The following is an 18,602-nucleotide window of genomic DNA, read 5'->3' on the forward strand; positions in this document are numbered from 1 at the left end:
CTTGAAGTTAATTTATCTCAAAAGCTTCAAGCGCGCACGGAGCAACTGAAGCTGATCGGCGCTGGCGTTCAAGCTGCGCGCCGTGCGTGGAGTAGCGCTCGAACAGAAACAGAGCTGGTTCGTGTCGCGCTTCGGGAGATGTCGTCAGCTCTGGAACGATGCATGTATTGCGGCGACAGTCGAGGGACTGACATCGACCACTTTGAGCCGATTAATTCATCACCGCTTCGCACGTTCGGTTGGATCAACCACTTACTAGCGTGCTCGTCCTGCAATAGCAATGCCAAAAGAGACAGGTTTCCGTGCGATGGCGCTGGCGCCCCACTTCTTGTCGACCCTACGTCTGAAGACCCATTTGATCATTTGCGACTCATCCTTCGAACCGGTGCTTATCGCGCAAGTACCCCCAAAGGGGAGGCGACAATAGAGGTCTTCCAGCTTAATCGTGGGGACCTCCGACGTGGAAGAGAGCTAGCTTTTCCGAGATGTCAAGCGATGTTGCGAGAGTACCTGCGCTTACGGGAAGCTGGAAATTTGAGAGAAGCCATTAAGATGATGAACGCACTTCAGAAGCAACCCTTTGTTGACGTTCTTCATGCTATGTATCGGGCTATCTCTAACCCTGGCGCTGAAATCGTCCTCGGCGGGCCAGAAGTGCTTGAGGCACTGCGGGCCTTGAAACTGTGATGCCGTCGATGTCGTGACATCGATTAGTGGGCGACTCTATGACGGCAGTCCTGATGACAACCTCGGCTACCAGCAGCATCGGGCTGTGGCGGCCCAGCACCATCTGGCCTCGGGTTGGAAGGGCCTGGGCAGGGTGAATGACCGCCCGAAAGCGGACGTTCGTCGTGGGGGGTTGAGTTGGTTATCTCCGTATGAAGGGGACCTTGTAGGCAGGCGGTTGGCCGTTCATCACGTCAGTCAGGTCGTAGTCCGTGAGACTGACGTCGAAGGCGTTACCCGCCCGTCGCGGATCCAAGCCGCGATCAAGGGCATGGCGTATGGTCGCCGTCACGAGTGCCGACTGTATAGCGATTGTTCGCTTTCCGTACCACGCATCCGGACGAGAGCAGGGAAGTGACACCAGGAGAACGCCCCCGGGCCTCGGCTAGTCCACCGCGAAGGTTAGCGGCCCCGAACTGTTCGCCTGGCAGTACGTGGGCTTACGACGGACCCGCCAGCGGAAGGCGGTGCCGTCCACGGTGATGAGCCGTGATCCCTTCTTAGAGGTCGCCATGAAACGGCCTCCTGTCCTGTCCGGCGCCGCTCATGGGAGCGCCGCGACCTGTTAGAAATGACGCGAGTCGATCGCAGCCGTAATCCCTGCTCAGCGTGCTGATCGACAAGTTTTGCACAGGCGGCTGGTTCGTTTAAACGGATTTCGTCGACGAGGCGCTCACCGACCTCGAAGACCACCGCACGGCTCATGCCGGAAGCCTGGCTCGGTTAGGTAGTGTTCCATGTGAACGAATACCGGTGATGATTGATGCCTTCATGCTGGATGATGGCCCATATGGGAAAGCTTCGCCCCGAGGAAAGATGGCTTCTGGCATGTATCCGGGCCGCGCTGCCCGGGATGAACGTGCGCCAATACGACGATGGCTCAAAGCCGGGCATGCACGACCTCAACCTGTTCTCTCAAGACGGAGCTCTCTGGGGAGCGGTGGAGGTCAGTGCGGCGGCTGACGGCGACTGTATCGAGCTGTGGAAACTGGTGAATGGTCAGGGACGCCGTATCTACTCCAGTCTTGTCGGTGGATGGTTCCTGATACTCCGGCCGTCGACACGTGTGAAGCCTCTTCTCCAAGCACTTCCCGCGCTGCTGACCGACTGGGAACAGCGTGGGGTCCGGGAATTCTCCCGGTGGGACAACAGCGACCCGACCTTCGCGCGAGCCTTCAAGCTGGGCATCGTGGGTGCTAACCAGAGCGGCACCGAATTCCCTGGGAGTGTGTACTTCACCATCGACCTGCCACTCGACAAAGCGGGCGGGTTCGTCGCCGACACTGGGGATGCCCTGGCACACTGGGTGAGCGACTGGCTTCGGGAGGCCGGACAGGCGGATGTCCTCCGCAAGCTCGCCAAGTCGCCCGCGCCGCGCCGCCATGCCTTCGTTCTGTTCCCAAGCTTCACCACTGCCCCCTTCAAGGTGGCCGACCTGTTGATGGGAGATTCCGCGCCGCTTCCGACGGTTGCGCCCAATCTTCCTGCCGAGGTGACAGACGTGTGGGCCATGAGCACGTGGGATTCTGGTGACGGGTTCCGGTGGTCGGCGGATGACGGCTGGGTCAGGTTTACGAAGGTGCAGGAGATCGATCAGGAAATCGTCTCCGACGGCTGAGGTCACGTCCACGGAAGTGATGTACAGCAATTATATACAGCAACACCGTCTTACGCGATCACACTGCACCGGCCTGCATCCACCGCTTCACCAGGGCGAAAGAGTACTGACGAGGTATCTGGCCCTTTCCCCACGGATCAAGTGGTCATCGGGTGTAGCCGTGACGATCGCTGACTTCGGTACTCCATGCATGGGGTTGGGCGATCGGCTGCCGCGACCCTCCTTCGTCGGGCCTTGCCACCGAATAGGGCGGTTCTGCTGACGACATCGCTGACGACAACGTCGGCTTCCGTCAGTGTCGCTGGGCTTCGACCCCGCCCGTTTCCAGACGAAACCGCCAGCCTGCTACCGGGCCTCCTGGCAGCTACCCGGACCGGACTTCCACCGGCAAGCGACGACGAGCTTACGCACAACAAGATCCACCGCTACGTCACGGCTTCACCTCCTGCTCTGCTGGGCGCACGAAAAGCATTCAGTGAACCTGCATCAGCGGAACGTCGCGTACGTCGAAGTCCCCGTTATGCCGCCTCCGTGTCATGAGCCGACTCAACTGGGATGGCAGCGACCTCGACCGTCACGCCGTACTGCCGCATGAGCGTGTCTGCGAGGTTCACGAGCGCCACCTGCGCGAACGGGTAGAGCGAGTCGGGGGTTAGTTCCTTGTCCTTGAGGAGGATTGCCAGTATGACCTTTTCGGGTCTGAAGTCCTCCGGTACCGTGAGCCGGCCGCCGCTGAGCCTCGAGACTTTGGCACTGAACTTTGCCCGCGCCTCCGGCTCCTCGCACAGGGCCTGGGTGGAGATGAGTGCCTGGTTGAATTGATGTCCCAGCGGTTCGGAGCTGGCGGCCGCCTTGACGTGGACCAGAGTGTGGCGGTCAGTGATTCCATCACAGGCCTCCATACCTCTGCCCCTGCTGTGCTGGGGCGTCCGGACGAGGTATCGGTCGAGGCAGACGTACATGGCAGGGCCGAAGTGGCGCTGCATCCGCTTGTTGTAGTCCTCCTCGGTCTCGTCCGGATACCACGGCAACATGGCGAGCTCTGGCTGCTCCACGACCAGTTCGCGCATTCGGCGCTTGATCGAATCCAGATAGACGGTGCCGCATTCATACCACTCACCGTCACTGAGCTGGTAGATACGCGGCCCGATTGACACGGTGGCCTCGATCCATCGGATCGCTGAGGTGTGGCCGATTGACTGCGTGCCTTCGCCGTCGGAGCACATGTTGATGCGACCCTCCCGAAGTGCGGCGACGGGGGTGCGACTGTACTGGACCTTGCAGCGCCCCCGGAGGTCAGCCAGGTCGAGCTCCTCCCTGACAATGGGTACGCTGCCGACTTTGATGAGGTAGGAGCGACAGTCATGGCGACGCTCGCCGAGATCGGCAGGGATGATGAGTTGTACCCGGATGTCGCCGTTCTCTCGTAGCCCTTCGTCTAGCAGCGCGTCTAGTCGCTGGGATAGCACCTCATCGCCCACTGGTTGGATGGCCTCAAGCGACTCGAACTCGGGACGCACCTGGCGGTCGCGGATTTCGTTGAGGCGCCGCAGCAGTGCCAGGAATTTCGCCTGCTCCAGCGGAATCGGGAGTCGAAGCCCGTCTCCGCCTTCGACAGAAATCGACTCACGGTGGTTGAGGCCCAGATCAGAGGCTTTGATCAGGCCGCCGAGCCTCTTCACCAGCTCGGTGTAGCCGCGCACCCCGACGACGCCGATAGGAATTCCGCCCGGGGCCATCGTCGAGTCCTGCCGGGAGAAGCCGCCGATTGCCCGGCGAACGACATCCTGGACCTGGCCCGGGTCGACGGTGCGTAGCGCGCAGCGAAGGCCAAAGCCGCGCTCCTTGATGCCGGAGATGGACAGATAGCCCTGGCCAAAGCCAAGCGCGTAGACGTGACCGTCGACGGCGATGACGAGTACTGCCTCCGCCTCCTGCCTAAGGAGGGCAAGGGGCAGGCCCGTGAGCTGGGACAGTCTCGGACACCACTCAGGCTCCGTAGTGGACCGCTGGCTGTAGTAGAGAATTGCCGGCGCGCCAGCGATCTCGAACGCGTGGAAATCGACGCCCGGCCCTGCCAGGCGACTGGAGGTAGTAGCGTCGAACATGCCCTCCATGGTCGGCCTGACGCCGGTGATTCGATAGACGGTGGCTCTCAGTATGGTGGACGACATGGCGTTTCTCCAGGGGGAGCCGAGGCGGCTAGGCCGCCTCTGGTATTTGCCTACACCAGCTACGACTGAAAGTGCTGCCATTTAGTTCGCTCTTTTTTTGTGGCTTTTATGCTAATGCCATGGACTTTATCCGATAGGTCCATCAAGGATGCCATGTCGCAGATTTAGCGCATATGGCCACTTTGATTTTCATTTTGGCACCACACGTCCAGCACGTCGACGTTCTTACCCTTTGAAATGAAATGCCTGCTGGGCTTCGGCGACTCTGAGCAGCGTCTGCCGCTGGAAGCGAATAGAGCGGACTTCCGTGCAGAGAGGTACGGTGGCGTACCCGCCCGTGCTCGTCCCGTATCGATGCTCACACCGGGGGAAGATGTGGAAGCGCAGGATTTGCATACACGTGGTTGGTCAGTCTCGCGATCGCGCGGCATCTGGGACGGAGCCGGCCGACAATTCGGGTGTAGCCGAAACGGGGGTTTCGGCCCATGCCCATCCGAGCACGGCAAGCAGCCCATGTTTCACGGGCAGGAGCAGCGAATACTTGCGCCTCAGACGCTCCGCATGCCTCGCACCTCGCCCGGAAGTCGACGTGCCAGATAACAACTTAGACGCGAATTGATCATTGCTTTACCGCGCCCAATAACATCTGGTGTTATATAAGGCTCGGGGCGATGTGGCGAAATCTCACACTCCCGGACCTCTTGAACGCGTTAATAACGATGGGGTGGAAGCTTGTGGCACATCTGGTACCTCTCCGGGAGGTATGTCATCCTCGCGACGACGTCCTCGAAGGCGGGTTGGCAGACAACCACTTCGCAGCTCAGCTGGACAAGGTGGTCCGCGACGCGGAGCACTATCCGGTGTACGGCGACGCGGAAGCGTTCTTTGCGCAGACCTACCCCACGAGCGGCCTGAAGACGCTGCTCACCAAGACTTTCGGTCGCCTGAGCGGAGTGAAGGGTGTCGCGGGGGAGAACGGCGTACTTCGCCCGACGACCTCGTTTGGTGGCGGTAAGACCCACGGTCTGACCGCCGTCTACCACCTCGCCAAGGGTGCTCGACCATCCAACATCACTGAGTTCCTCGATCTGAGTCAGCTTCCTGACGGTCCGGTCCAGGTCTCGGCCCTGGTCGGCGACGCGCTCGACCCCACCGCGGGTATCGAGACCAACGGCCATCGCACTTACACGATGTGGGGTGAGATGGCTGCCCAGATCGGCGATGACGCGTTCGCAGCGATGGAGGCGAACGACACCCAACGCACCGCTCCGGGCACCGCCACGATCAGGGCCGCCTTCCGTGGCAAGCCGACGGTCGTAATCATCGACGAGTTAGCCAAGTATCTGCGCGCGGTGGCCTCCTCCGGGAGCGAGGACATACGCCGCATGGCGGGCGCGATACCGGTCTTCCTCGGCAACCTCTTCGAAGTCGCCTCCGATCCGACTAACAGGGTCTCGGTCATTATCACCCTGGCCGCGACCACCAACGCGTTCGGCGCGGAGACCACCGAGATCAGTGAGCTGACCGGTGAAGAGAAGGAGAAGACCGACGCCGCCAACACCGCCTCGGTCAAGGCCGCTCAAGAGATCGGCGACGTGCTGACCCGCGCGGTGCAGCCGAGCGCGGTGATCAAGCCGGCCGATGACAACGAGATCGGCGAAATCCTCAAGAAGCGCATCTTCGCTTCCGTCGACGAGGACGCCGCCAAGGCAGCCGGGGACGCTTACCGGGACTTTTACGAAAAGCTCGCCAAGACCGAGCAGCTCGCCGGCGGCGCCGAGCACCCGGCTTCCTACGGCGATTTGGTCACCAAGAGCTACCCGTTTCATCCCGAGCTGGTCCGCGTCCTCGATAAGCGCCTAGGCAACATAACCGAGTTTCAGCGCGCCCGCGGCGCCCTGAAGCTCCTGGCTGAGGTCGTGGCCAACATCTACGCCACCAACGACAACACGGCGGTCATCAACGTCTGCGACATCGACTATTCCAACGAGCCGGTCCTCAGCCACCTCACCGACGGCCTCGGCCGCGCCGAGTACGCGGGCGTAGCCAAGGGAGACTTCGCTTCCAAGGCATCCCACGCCGCTGTCGTCGACGCCGACGTCTTCCCCGGCAAGCCTGCCTACGCCACCCGCGTGGCCCGCACCGTATTCACCCACTCCCTGGAGATGGTGTCCACTGCGGGGGCAGGCCGCAACGACTGGCTGGTCGGCACACTGCGTCCCGGTGAGGACGCCACCATCTTCGAAAAGGCGTTGACCGAGTCAGAGAAGGTCTTCTGGCACCTGTCGTACGACGGTGCTCGCTGGCGCTTCAACATCGAGCCCAACGTCAACGCCATCATCGAGACCGAGAAGCGAAACGTCGCCAACACCGCGGTGGCTGCGGAAGTCGATAGCCTGATTAAGAAGGCGTTCGCTAACGACGGCGGCGTCACGGCAATCCATTTCCCATCAGGCCCTGCTGAGATCCCGGACAAGGACGCGCTGCGCGTGGTCGTACTCGACCACGATGTCGTCACCGTCGACCCGGCCCACGCCGACCAGCCGCCGGCGCAGATCTTAGAGATGCTCGACAAGGTCGGCTCGGCTGGTACGCCGCGCAAGTATCGCAACTCCCTGGTTTTCGCCCTGGCCGACGCCGAGCAGGTCCACGTGCTAAAGGACCGTACCCGTGCCCTAATCGCTTCCAATAACCTCGCCGACGATACCCACCGGCTGGGTCAGTTCAGCGAGGAGGTTCGCAAGAAGGTCGAGGCCTACGACAAGGAGGCCCGCCTCAAGGCGCGCATCGCGGTCACTCGGTGCTTTAAGCACATCTACTATCCGGCCGATGAGAAGGCCACTGGCTACCTGCGCCACCGGGAGCTTCCCGCCCAGTCCCAAGGCGACCCGAAGAACGCCACCTCCGCAGTCATCACCCTGCTGACCGACGAGGAAAAGATCCGTACCAGCCCGTTCACCGCCTCCTTCTTACGCAACCGCACCTGGGCCAACAAAGAGGCCACGAGCACGGCGGCGATCGCCGACTACTTCTGGTCCGACCACAAGGCCTCCATCGTTCGCAATACCTCCCTGCTGCGTGACGCGATAGTCAACGGCGTTAACCACGACCACTGGGTCTACTACGACTCGGCCAATGGCAAGGCCTACACGGCGAACACTCAGGCTGGCATGTCGATCGCCTTCAGCGCCGACGCCGAGGTCATGACCATGGCCGAGGCTCAGAAGCGCGGCCTGCTGGTCCGTAAACCCAACCAGACTGACCTTCGTTCGGTGCTCACCAGCGACCAGCGCACCGGCGCCGACGTCCGCGCCCGCCTTGAGGCCGTCTGCGGCGGCGAGCCCTCCAAGACGGACGTGCTCGACCTACTAGCCACCGCCGTTCAGTCCAGTGAGTACAGCTGGTTTGTTGTTACCGACACCGAGCCTGCCGCCGGCGTCCGGGCGCTCTCACCCTCGGCGATCAAGGACAAGGGCCTCGACACCCTCCACATCCTCCCCCGGGAGGCCGCCGATGAGATCGGCGTCGAGGTCCCCACTCGCATCGCCACCTCCAAGACCTTCACCGCGAACGGCCCCGGCGGCGCGGCCATGCAGACCCTGCTTGACGCTGTCTCCGACTACACGATCCGCACTATCAGGACTCTCACTTTGAAGGTGAGCGCGGATACTGCGTCTGGCACGAGCGACATCGACCTCGCCGTCGTCTCGCTTGGCATGCTGCAGAAGCAGATCATCACGGTCCGCTCCACCATCCGCGCAGAGTACAAGGGTCTCACCGGGGGCGGCATCCAGTTCCAGGGCACCGCCGAGCGCGCCGACTTTCAGGTGGCCTATGGCCACGCCAAGAAGGCGCTCACCGCCGCCACGAAGGTAGTCGGCGACCTCACCCTCGCCTTCCGATTTGACCCGGCACTCGACGTCAACGATCCGCAGTTCGCGCAGATCCATGACGTCATCAAGAAGCTCGGCATGAAGAGCACCAGCATGACTGCAGAGGTGACCAAGTGACCGCCTTCCAGCACATGGCGACCGTCCGAAGCCGACGGATCACTGCCGTCACGGGCGTCCGTGGTTTTCGTCTCATCGTGCGCCCCGGCCGTGGCGAGACCTACGGGCTCACTATCGAGGAGACCTACGGTGAGGTCGGCTCCGTCCTTGCCACGGTCGTCGTCACCCTCACCCCGCAGCAGACAGGCCGTGTCATCGACGCCCTCTTTGCAGCTATGAGGCGGTCGGGCCACCAACCCAGCGTGCTGACCTTCACCCGCAAAGCACCCATTCGGCTCGCCGAACCCGATGGCGTGCGCTTAGCCCTGATCCTGATGGCCACCCAGCCCATTGCCAAGCAGGAGCGCGTTCGTGCGCTCGTCGCCGGCATCAACGCCATGAGCACTGAGGAGACCTACTACTGGTACTCCAAGTGCATTGGCATCGACGCCAATCGCGCCCGCAAGGCCCTCCGCACCCTCCTTTCCGACGACTGAAAGCAAGCACTCGTGACAACGCGGCCCAAGGTACTGGCTGAAAACTGGCTGCCGGTGGCGGCTCTGAGCATTGAATCACGACGCGAAGCTGCGCCGATCCCAGGGCAGTTTCCGAAGCTCAAGACCCTCCATCAGTGGTGGGCTCGTCGTCCTATCGTCGCCTCGGCAGCCACAGTTCTGGCGGGAATCCTGCCAGCCTGGAGCGACGAGCTTGCGGAGCGGCATCCTACGATCAGCGCGGTGCAAACCGAACGGGCATATCGCGACTGGTTCAACCGCCTTATCGGTATTTGGGGAGATCCCGTACTGGCGAAACGAACAATTGAAGCCGCCAAAGCGGCGGGCATCAAACTTAAAGACAATCCCTACGCCTACCGTCCAGCGTTCAAGAACAGCGTCGGCGAGCAGGAGATCCGAGAGTTACACGACGTCCTCGTCGACACGTGGGGACGCCTTCCTGCCGTTGCGGATGTGACCGCTGGGGGAGGCTCCATCCCGTGGACCGCGCTGCGCTTGGGGTTGCCGACTTACGCGAACGACCTCAACAGCGTCGCTGTGTCGATCCTGAACGCTAGCCTCACCATCCCAGCCAAACACGGCACAGCGCTAACTCCGGTCCTGCGCAAGTGGGGTCAGCGGATCGTGGACGACGCTACCGCCAGGCTCCTTGAGTACTTCCCGAAGACTGGCAGGGAGTCGGTTACGAACTATCTCTACGCCCATGCAGTGGCTTGCCCGCGCACTGGCCGTATTGTGCCGCTGATACCGGATTGGTGGCTTCGGAAGGGTCCCAAGCCAACCGCCGTGCGAATGCTGACCGAATTCGAGGGAGCCGAGCTTCAGACGCCGAGATTTGAAGTCGTGCATGAGACGGACATCGATTTTGATGCCGGTACTGGCCTCTTTGCAGGCGGCCGCGCGATCAGCCCGTACGACGACCTTGTCATCGACGGCGACTACATCAAGGCCGAGGCTAGGGACGGGCGTATGACCCAGGTTCTCTATGCAGTTGTCGTTAAGACCACCGCGGGACGAACCTTCCGATCACCGACCGACGACGACTTGGAGGCGATCGACAAGGCGGAGCGGCTCGTCGCAGAGAGCATCGGAATCTGGGAAGCCACCGGCATTGTACCTTCGACTTCGATCCCTGATGTGTCGAACTATGACCGCGGGCATCGGATGTACGGAATCAATAAGTGGGCAGACTTTTTCTCTCCTCGACAGCTTCTAACTCACGCGGCCTTCGTCCAGGCATTTCGCAAGATTGCTGCAGAAATACAAGCAGGGCTTGACGAGAATCTCGCAAAGGACATCCTCACCGAGCTTGCCCTAATGCAGGGCAAGGCGCTGAATTACAATGCTCGGCAAGCGACTTGGGATGTAGGCAGGCAGAAGACCCGCAGCGTCTTTGAGAAGCACAACTTTGCGTTCAAGTGGACCTTCGTTGAGTTTCCCGGGCCTGGAGAGCTGCTGCCTTGGTGCCTGGATCAGCTAGTGGATGCCTACGACGAGATCGCGCATCTCCTCGAAGAGACTGGCAGTAGCGCACCTGGCACACGGCTAGAGCGAAATGTGCAGGTCACCGCCGGTACCGCCGTCGATATCCCTTCCATTCCTGACGGGTCTGTCCAGCACATCTGCATGGATCCGCCGTACTACGCCAATGTCATGTACTCCGAGCTCTCCAACTTCTTCTACGCTTGGGAGCGGGAGACCCTCGGTATCATAACGCCGGAGCTCTTCGAAGAGGAGAACACTGACCTCGAAAACGAGGCTGTCACCAACGACGCACGATTCGCAGCGCTAGGGCGCCGTAAGAAGGAAATCGCTAACCTCGACTACGAGGCGAAGATGGCCGCAATTTTCACTGAGTGCCGCAGAGTCCTATCCGACGACGGCGTACTCACGGTGATGTTCACTAACAAAAACGCTCGGGCATGGGATGCATTGGGCTCGGCATTGATCGCAGCGGGTTTCACTGTCGAAACCTCCTGGCCCATCGCTACTGAGCCGGAGTCCAGCAGCCATCAAGCCAACAAGAACGCCGCAGAATCCACGATTATGCTGGTCTGTCGTAAACGGGGGCGAAGCGATGATATCGGGAAGCGTTACCTCGAAGATGTAGCGCCTGAGGTTCGCGCAGAAGCAAGGAGTGCATCGCTCCGCTTCGCCGAAGACGGAATCGAAGGTGTCGACCTCATGCTCGCCACCTACGGCCCCGCGCTGTCCGTCATCTCGCGCAACTGGCCTGTCTACTCGTCGGTACCGGACGAGAACGGAACCGATCGGCTTCTGAGGCCGGAGGAGGCTCTGAACATCGCGCGTGAGGAGATCGTCGAACTTCGACGTCTCCGACTTGTTGGCGAAGCGGTCCAAGTCGATACCCTTACCGACTTCGTACTCATGGCCTGGGACATCTTTAAAGCACGAGAAGCTGACTTCGATGCTGCTCGGCTCCTTGCCCTAGCCGTTGGCGGACTCGACATCGACCATCTGACGAGAACCAAGATACTCAAGAAAAAGTCTGGAACCGTGGAGTTGTTGGCGCCTGAGGAGCGGGTCCGAAGGGGCAACGAAGGTGATGCCCCTGGAGTCCGTCCAGAGGCAGCCAAATTTGAGCACGTCATCGATGCCGTCGACACAATGCTCTATATCGCCAAGATTGACGGCATGCAAACTGCAAAGCGTTTCCTCGATCGGCATGGCTACACCACTGACGGTACGTTCATTGCCACCATCCAAGGCCTAATTAATGCGATCCCTCGCAAGAAGTCAAAGGGCGAGTGGGTCTACCCGGAGGCAGGCCTTCTCGATACTCTGTGTACGCTCTATTTCGATGGTGTTAAGCTCTCAGCTGACGATCTCCCTGTAACGGCGATTGACGAACAAGCCAGCCTCTTCGAGATGGAGTGATGTTGGCCGAGCACGACGACGCTCTATTTCCTGGTGCCGCCGCCGCGGCAGCGGCGCTGGAGCAGAATGGTCTCTTCGACCACGACCCTGCCACGGCCGAGGACTCGTTCCGCAACGTGACGCTTAAGGCGATGTACTCGCCCGACGACGCACCCTTCGAGACGTTCTACGAGCCGTTGCTTTCCCGAGCCGTTGCCTACGACCGTGCTGTCGGCTACTGGTCCGGGGCAGAGCTGCAGTTTGCCGCGCAAGGCACGGCGTACTTCATCGCCCGTGGTGGCGTGATGAGACTCATCGTTGGCGCCCAGCTCGGTAAGAAGGACGTGGACGCGGTGCTTTCCGGCGCCCCGCTCGACGATGTGGTCGCTGAGCGTCTACTGGCTGACCCTGGCCTGGAGGGCACGAAGATCGTGCAGAGCGAACATCTCAGCGTGCTGGCCTGGATGGTCGCCAACAACCGGCTTCACATCCGAGTCGGCATTCCGGTCGACAAGCATGGCCACCTGCTTACCCATAAGGAGTCCGGCCGCTACTTCCATACCAAGTACGGCATCTTCACAGACCGTTACGGCCAAAAGGTCGCATTCAGCGGCTCCAACAATGCCTCGGTCACCGCATGGGTGAAGAACCACGAGACCTTCGACGCCTACCGCTCCTGGCGTACCGAGTCCTGGGAGGACTACGGCAAACCCAAGGAGCGAGCCTTCGATCAGCACTGGTGCGGCCACCCCGACAAGGGTTGGGCGGTCATCGATCTACCCACCGCCGTCCGAGAACACCTGATAGAGCATGCTCCTGACGCTCCGCCGTTTCCCTCCGACGCTCTCGTACCGCAGCCGAGGCCTGAGGAGACTGGTCGTAAGACCCCGGCTGTCGAGATGGACGTCGATATCCAGGCGGCCTGGGACGAGCTGGTCGCTCTTCGGGATGCGCCGAAGGCGTCCGCATGGACTGGCGTGGGTACAGCGTGGGCTCAGCCGCTGCCGCATCAGGCCGAGCTGATCCACCGGGTGGTGTCGACGTACCCGCGAGGCTATCTCTTTGCCGACGAGGTCGGTCTTGGCAAGACCGTCGAGGCAGGCATGGTGCTACGTGAGCTCTTCACCTCCGGCAGGGCAAGGAAGGCCTTGCTCCTTGTGCCGGCCTCGGTGATGAAACAGTGGCAGGAAGAACTCCACGAGAAGATGAATCTCGACGTCGCCCGCTACGACAAGGGCAATTTCGTCGACCGGTTCGACCAGCCCCTCGAGACTGACCTGAATGCCAACCCGTGGTCGGCCTTTCCGATTGTGCTTGCCTCCTCCCACCTCGCCCGCCGCCGCACGCGCCGTACCGAGATCCTCGACGCCGGACCGTGGGATGTCGTTCTCGTCGATGAAGCCCACCACGCCCGCCGCCGCGGCTCCAAGTCGACCGACACTCCCAACTCCCTGCTCGCGCTGCTCCAGGAGATGAAGAAGCGCGACTTATGGCGTGCGCTCTACCTGGCTTCGGCGACCCCGATGCAGATGCACCCCCACGAGGCCTGGGACCTCATCGAGCTCCTCGGGCTGCCGGGCAAGTGGGGTGAGCAGGCGTTCTTCTTCACTCAGTACTTCACCTACCTCGGTGACCCGCCCGAGAGGCGCGGCTGGAAACTCATCTGCGACATGCTGGAGGATTACTTCTCCGACCCGCTCGCTGAACACGACTACGGGCTGGAGCAGCAGGTCAACGATGCACTCGGGTGGGCCGACGCGTTGACGGTGATCGGGATAGCAGGCAACCCACCTTCGCCTGACCTCAGGGCACAGTTCCCCAATGCCACCTCCGAGTGGATGGATAAGTGGGCTCGCCGCCACACCCCGATGCGCGATCGAGTTTTCCGCAACACCCGCAAGACCATGCGGGCCTACCAGGCGGCCGGCATCATCCCGGCCTCGGTCGTCATCCCGTATCGACACGTCACCGACGAGTTCATCCCTCTGGCGCCGAACGAGCGGAAGCTGTACAACCGTATCGAGCAGTACATCCGCCGCCACTACAACGCCTACAAGTCCGACAATGCCACCAGGGCTCTCGGTTTCATCATGACCGTCTACCGGCGCCGGCTGACTTCCTCCTTCGAAGCGATCAAGCAGTCCCTCCAGCGCCGCCTCGACGTACTCGAGCAGGGCAAGAGCCTGGCCGCCCTCCTCACCGACGATGATGGCTCCGACCTCGAGGGCTCTCTCTTCGACCCCGAGGCCTTCGACGTCCGCGCTGACCGCCTCAAAGAGGAGATCGGCGAGCTCCACTCCTTCCTCAACGACCTCGGCGACATCACCGGTGAGGACACGAAGGCCAAGCAGCTCGTCGAGGATCTGGCCGAGTCGTTCAAGACGTATGACTCCGCGGTGGTCTTCACTCAGTACGCCGACACCATGGACTACGTCCGCGAGCGCCTTCTGGCCGCCGGCTACAACAAGCTCGGCTGCTACTCCGGCCGCGGCGGCGAGATTTACGATCCGGTTGCAGGGAAGTGGAACCCGGTTACCAAGGCCGAGATCAAGAACCGGTTCCGCAACGGCAGTATCGAGGTCTTGATCGGTACCGACTCGATGAGCGAGGGCCTCAACCTGCAGACGTCTGGCCGCCTTATCAACTACGACATGCCATGGAATCTGATGCGCGTTGAGCAGCGCATCGGTCGCATCGACCGTATCGGCGCTACCTACAGGCATCTCCAGATCAGCAACTACTTCTACCAAGACACTGTTGAGGAGCAGGTCTATAAGGGCATCAAGGAGGACTACGACGACTTCACCAACATAGTCGGGGGCGCTGCACCTGTCCTTGGCACTGTCGAGAAGGTCATCGAAGGTCTCGTCCTTGCCGCACACCTCAGCGACGAAGTCATCGCCAGCGAGATCGCCAGCATCCGAACCCAAATCGATGACATCAACAACCAGCCCGTCAGCACAGGCGACCTCGGCGCCCCCGACGACGGCATCAGCATCAAGACTCCGCCGGACCTGGTAGGAGACATTACTCCGCCAGTTCTTGCCACCAAGCTCACGAACAACCTTCTCTCAGGCCGCTGGCTGACCCCAGACGACGGACGCCCCGGTATCTACAACCTCTTCCTTGCGCGTGACGACGCCCGTGTGTCCTTCAGACGTTTCGGCGGCGCGATATCTATCGAGTGCTACTTGAATCAGCCACCCACGGCCTCAGTCCCCGTGACATTCGACCGCAACATCTGGGATATCAGCAGCGACAGCGACCTCGTCTTCCTGACCTACGGGTCACCCGAGTTGGCCTCCCTCCTCCCCCGCGAACCCGGCGAGTGACAGATGACGGCATGGATCACTTCAGTCGGGTGGAAGCGCGATCTTGCGACGTTGGAACCGTAGTCAATCAAATCAAAGGTGCGACGGAGGCAACTTTACATAGCGGCGGCTACCATTCATTCCATACCAGCATCCCCAAGAGTGCGAGAACTTGCCCTATGCCGATGGAGACGAGCCGTCATCTACCTGTACGCCCTCTGGCTCAAAACCCAACATGCGCTCAAGTTGCTCTAGCGCCTCCTGAGAGGTTTCAAATTCTTCTAGCGAGTTGAGCATCGATCCTTCCGAGCTCTGCATCTCCAGGCGATAGCGTCCTGAATCTGTGGATCGAACGGTGAACTGAAGTCGACTAAAAATTGGACGCTTCGCCCGTCGACGGGAAACCCCCGACTCAAGGGTCGAGGTGACTTCTCTCAACAGAGCCACCAAGTGCCTAGGCAGCCCAGGCTGAGATGCCAGGGAAAGAACCTTCAGCAGATCATCGATCACATCGAGTTCACCACGTTCAGCACCTTCTAGAATTCTTATCAGCTCGTACACTCGATGCCGCTCTTCGGCTAGACGTCCATCCCAATACCTAGCAAGAGCATCCTTCACGTGATCACTTAGCGCTGAGCCCCTGATCCGACGCACAGTCTCGGTAATTGGTGACGGTGGGTCGGGGAGCTGCGCCCGCGAACCGAGTGCATCCGGATCGGCATGACCCGTCAGCGCAAGAAGGCCTACCAGTTGCACACCGAGCACTTCACTCAAACTCACCAGGTGAGTGATCGACGGCTTGCTGCCACGCCGCCATCTCAAGATCGTTGACGGACTGATCGCCAAGACTTCTGCCAGAGACGCATCTGTCGGATACCCCATGGCTCGCGACATCTGCGTCAGCCAGACCGAAAACTGTGTTTCCGTAGCGTTGCTGTCGGTGTTCAATGCTATACTCCCGCACTCTCATCTGGACGCAATGGAACGATAGTCTTGGCTTTGCTTAGACGCAATCGAATCTTCCTCCTTGCCGGGATACAAGCACCGCCACAGCGTCAACCCATCCCTCTCTGGTGGTATCGCACGCATCGCTCCCATGTTCGAACTTGTCGACAGGAGAGGCCGAACCGTCAGGATAGAGCGCCCACACTCCAGCGCCTCCCTCTGCTGATCACACAAGTTCCCCACTCGCAGGAGTGACGAGGATCACGGTTGCGCCGACGGAACGTATGGGGGCGAACTACGCGTCCGAGGAGGTGTAGGCTTGGCGGCTAAGACCGAACGCCAAGGAGGACGACAGAAGAACGAGAAGCCCGTATACGGGGACGGCCCAGCGGGGGACACCGAGAGATTGGCGCTCTCGACTCCCATCACCGCTAGGCCGACGCCCCCACCCTGCCCGCACTCAGCGGGCTGATTCCACACTTCTTCGAGAGGGAGCACTGTTGTGAACTATATCTGTGGCCCTTAGCTGCCTGTACCCCGGATGGGTCATTTACTGAGCGGCCGATATCGATCTGTTGCCGGCTGTGCTGCCGTTAGGCCAGACGCGGCTCGTCTCCGTCGATCGCACACGGCCTCTCCAGACCCCCACGCCACATGCCCTGACGTCTGATCACCCTGCTTGATGAGCGACGTCAGGGCCTTACCAAGTGGATCTCGGGCGTGATCACTTGGTTTTCGCCAGCAAGGCAAGCTCACCATGCACGCTGCTGCACGGTGACCCATCCCGCAGGATGAACATGTGGCACGTATGGCCAGCTGAACTAACCCCATCCTCGCCCTGCACGAATTGCGGACTGGTGTACGGCGAGTGGTGCCAGGGCGACGACTGGTGTCGCCCTGATCCAGACGCCAGTTTCAAGGCCGAGGACGAACTGTAGACCATCGGCCAGCACCTCGAGCCTGAGGCGCGATGGCTCTCAGCAGCACTAGATTTAAGACCCCTCAAGGCACAGCACAACAATATCTTCCGGTCCAACGGGATCCACCTCCAAGTTGAGTCATAGCGTTGCTAGGCAGGGACGTTCTGGCTGGCGAGCTTGGAGGTGGTGATTGGCGACAACCCGACCCCGTGAAGACCCGAGCATGACCCAGTATGAACGACGGCCAGCGCGAGGGCCGGCGGGTCATGCCCGGGTCAGCCTCGTGGCTTCTGGTCCTACCGCCTGAGCCTCGGTGCGAGCTCGGTGCGGGATAAGCACGGGATGATCTTGTGGATTATACGAAGACCACGAAACATCAGCGCAGGTGAGAGCATGCATGCTGACTGCATGACTACCACTCTCTGGACCTCCCCCAGGTAGTGGGCACGCTGATACTGGATCTTGCTCGATCCAGAGGAAGCGAGAAGACCGCCGATGGCGCTGAAGGACTACTCCGACGAGTTCAAGGCCGATGCCGTGGCCTTGTACGAGTCGACACCCGGGGCGACCTACAAGGGCATCGCCGCCGACCTGGGCGTGAGCCGGGGCAGCCTGCGTGAGTGGGTATTGCGCGCCCGTGCCCGTCGGGGCGAGGCGTCGACAGGGCTGGCGACCAGCTCGAACGCCGCCCAGACCCGGCCGCCCGCTGGAGCAGGCGATGAGGCGGCCGACCGGATCGCTCAGTTGGAGGCTCGCGTGCGCGAGTTGGAGGCCGGCGAGAAGAAGCTCACCACCGAGCGTGACATTCTCCGCCAGGCGGCCAAATATTTCGCCGGGGAGACGCACTGGTGAGCCGCTGCCAGTTCGTTGACGACCACGCCGACACCTTCGAGGTGAAGCGGATGTGTCAGGTGCTCGGCCTGGGCCGCTCCAGCTACTACAAGTGGCGTTCCGGAGCCCAGGCCCGCGCCGCGCGCCAGGCCTGCGACACGGCCCTGGCCGAGCGGATCCGCGCGGTGCACGCCGATCTCGATGGCACCTACGGGTCCCCGCGAATTACCGCTGAACTTCGTGATCAGGGCATGACGATCAACGAGAAACGGGTCGCGCGGGTGATGCGCAAGTTCGCCATCGCCGGGACCCGCCTGCGTCGACGTGTGCGCACCACCGTCCCCGAACCGGCGGCCACGCCGGTGCCGGACCTGTTCCAGCGGGACTTCACCGCCCCTGATTCTGGCCAGAAGTACATGGGCGACATCACCTACCCCCCGCTCGGCGACGGCGAGTTCCTCTACCTGGCGACCGTGCTGGACTGTTTCAGCCGCCGCGTGGTGGGCTGGTCGATCGCCGACCACATGCGCACCGACCTGGTGGCCGACGCGTTGAAGATGGCCGCGGCAACCCGCGGCAACCTGACCGACGCGCTGTTCCAGGGCCCTCGCCCCGATGTGTGGACACCTTGAGTGCCGGATGATGGAGATCCGGAGACAAGGAGTTCCTCGTGGCGATGAAGTCGTATCCGCCGGA

The 18,602-nt window shown here is 61.4% G+C and carries 9 protein-coding genes and 1 pseudogene; 7 read left to right on the plus strand and 3 right to left on the minus strand.

What is annotated here, in order from left to right; all coding sequences use genetic code 11:
* Positions 1–495 precede the first annotated feature (495 nt).
* On the plus strand, positions 496–687 hold the full coding sequence (locus ACZ6S0_RS51450; protein WP_465928231.1) for a hypothetical protein: 192 nt from the start codon (positions 496–498) through the stop codon (positions 685–687).
* A 424-nt stretch (positions 688–1,111) separates the two neighbouring features.
* Here ACZ6S0_RS51450 and ACZ6S0_RS51455 read toward each other — a convergent pair whose 3' ends face one another.
* Positions 1,112–1,240 (minus strand): hypothetical protein, encoded by a 129-nt coding sequence (locus ACZ6S0_RS51455; protein ID WP_344874551.1) that lies wholly within the window; start codon positions 1,238–1,240, stop codon positions 1,112–1,114.
* A 276-nt stretch (positions 1,241–1,516) separates the two neighbouring features.
* On the opposite strand from ACZ6S0_RS51455, the gene ACZ6S0_RS51460 reads away from it, so the two are divergent.
* Positions 1,517–2,344: a hypothetical protein gene (locus tag ACZ6S0_RS51460; protein ID WP_465928233.1), complete on the plus strand. Its 828-nt coding sequence runs from the start codon at positions 1,517–1,519 to the stop codon at positions 2,342–2,344.
* Positions 2,345–2,862: 518 nt separating this feature from the next.
* On the opposite strand, the gene ACZ6S0_RS51465 is transcribed toward ACZ6S0_RS51460, so the two are convergent.
* A complete protein-coding gene (locus ACZ6S0_RS51465) occupies positions 2,863–4,518 on the minus strand; it encodes a DUF6119 family protein (protein WP_465928235.1) in 1,656 nt (551 codons plus the stop codon).
* 797 nt (positions 4,519–5,315) lie between these two features.
* On the opposite strand from ACZ6S0_RS51465, the gene ACZ6S0_RS51470 reads away from it, so the two are divergent.
* From ACZ6S0_RS51470 to ACZ6S0_RS51485, 4 genes are read left to right on the plus strand one after another with little or no spacing between them, the layout of a single operon-like run.
* Positions 5,316–8,528 carry an ATP-binding protein gene (locus ACZ6S0_RS51470; RefSeq protein ID WP_465928237.1) on the plus strand — a complete coding sequence of 1,071 codons (3,213 nt, stop codon included), beginning with the start codon at positions 5,316–5,318 and terminating at the stop codon, positions 8,526–8,528.
* On the plus strand, positions 8,525–9,004 hold the full coding sequence (locus ACZ6S0_RS51475) for a DUF7680 family protein (RefSeq protein WP_465928239.1): 480 nt from the start codon (positions 8,525–8,527) through the stop codon (positions 9,002–9,004). The genes ACZ6S0_RS51470 and ACZ6S0_RS51475 overlap by 4 nt, the downstream gene beginning before the upstream one ends.
* Positions 9,005–9,016: 12 nt before the next feature.
* Positions 9,017–11,920, plus strand: coding sequence for a DUF1156 domain-containing protein (locus ACZ6S0_RS51480; RefSeq protein ID WP_465928241.1), 2,904 nt, complete (start codon positions 9,017–9,019; stop codon positions 11,918–11,920).
* Positions 11,920–15,231 (plus strand): DEAD/DEAH box helicase, encoded by a 3,312-nt coding sequence (locus ACZ6S0_RS51485; protein WP_465928243.1) that lies wholly within the window; start codon positions 11,920–11,922, stop codon positions 15,229–15,231. Before ACZ6S0_RS51480 ends, ACZ6S0_RS51485 begins: the two co-directional genes overlap by 1 nt.
* 156 nt (positions 15,232–15,387) lie before the next feature.
* On the opposite strand, the gene ACZ6S0_RS51490 is transcribed toward ACZ6S0_RS51485, so the two are convergent.
* The gene (locus ACZ6S0_RS51490) at positions 15,388–16,158 is read right to left on the minus strand and encodes a helix-turn-helix domain-containing protein (protein WP_465928245.1); all 771 of its coding nucleotides are present in this window, start codon (positions 16,156–16,158) and stop codon (positions 15,388–15,390) included.
* Positions 16,159–17,570: 1,412 nt separating this feature from the next.
* Here ACZ6S0_RS51490 and ACZ6S0_RS51495 point away from each other — a divergent pair.
* A pseudogene (locus tag ACZ6S0_RS51495) lies at positions 17,571–18,484 on the plus strand (IS3 family transposase); the annotation flags it as partial.
* Positions 18,485–18,602 lie beyond the last annotated feature (118 nt).

It is taken from the genome of Nonomuraea sp. NPDC051298 (genome assembly GCF_055586305.1).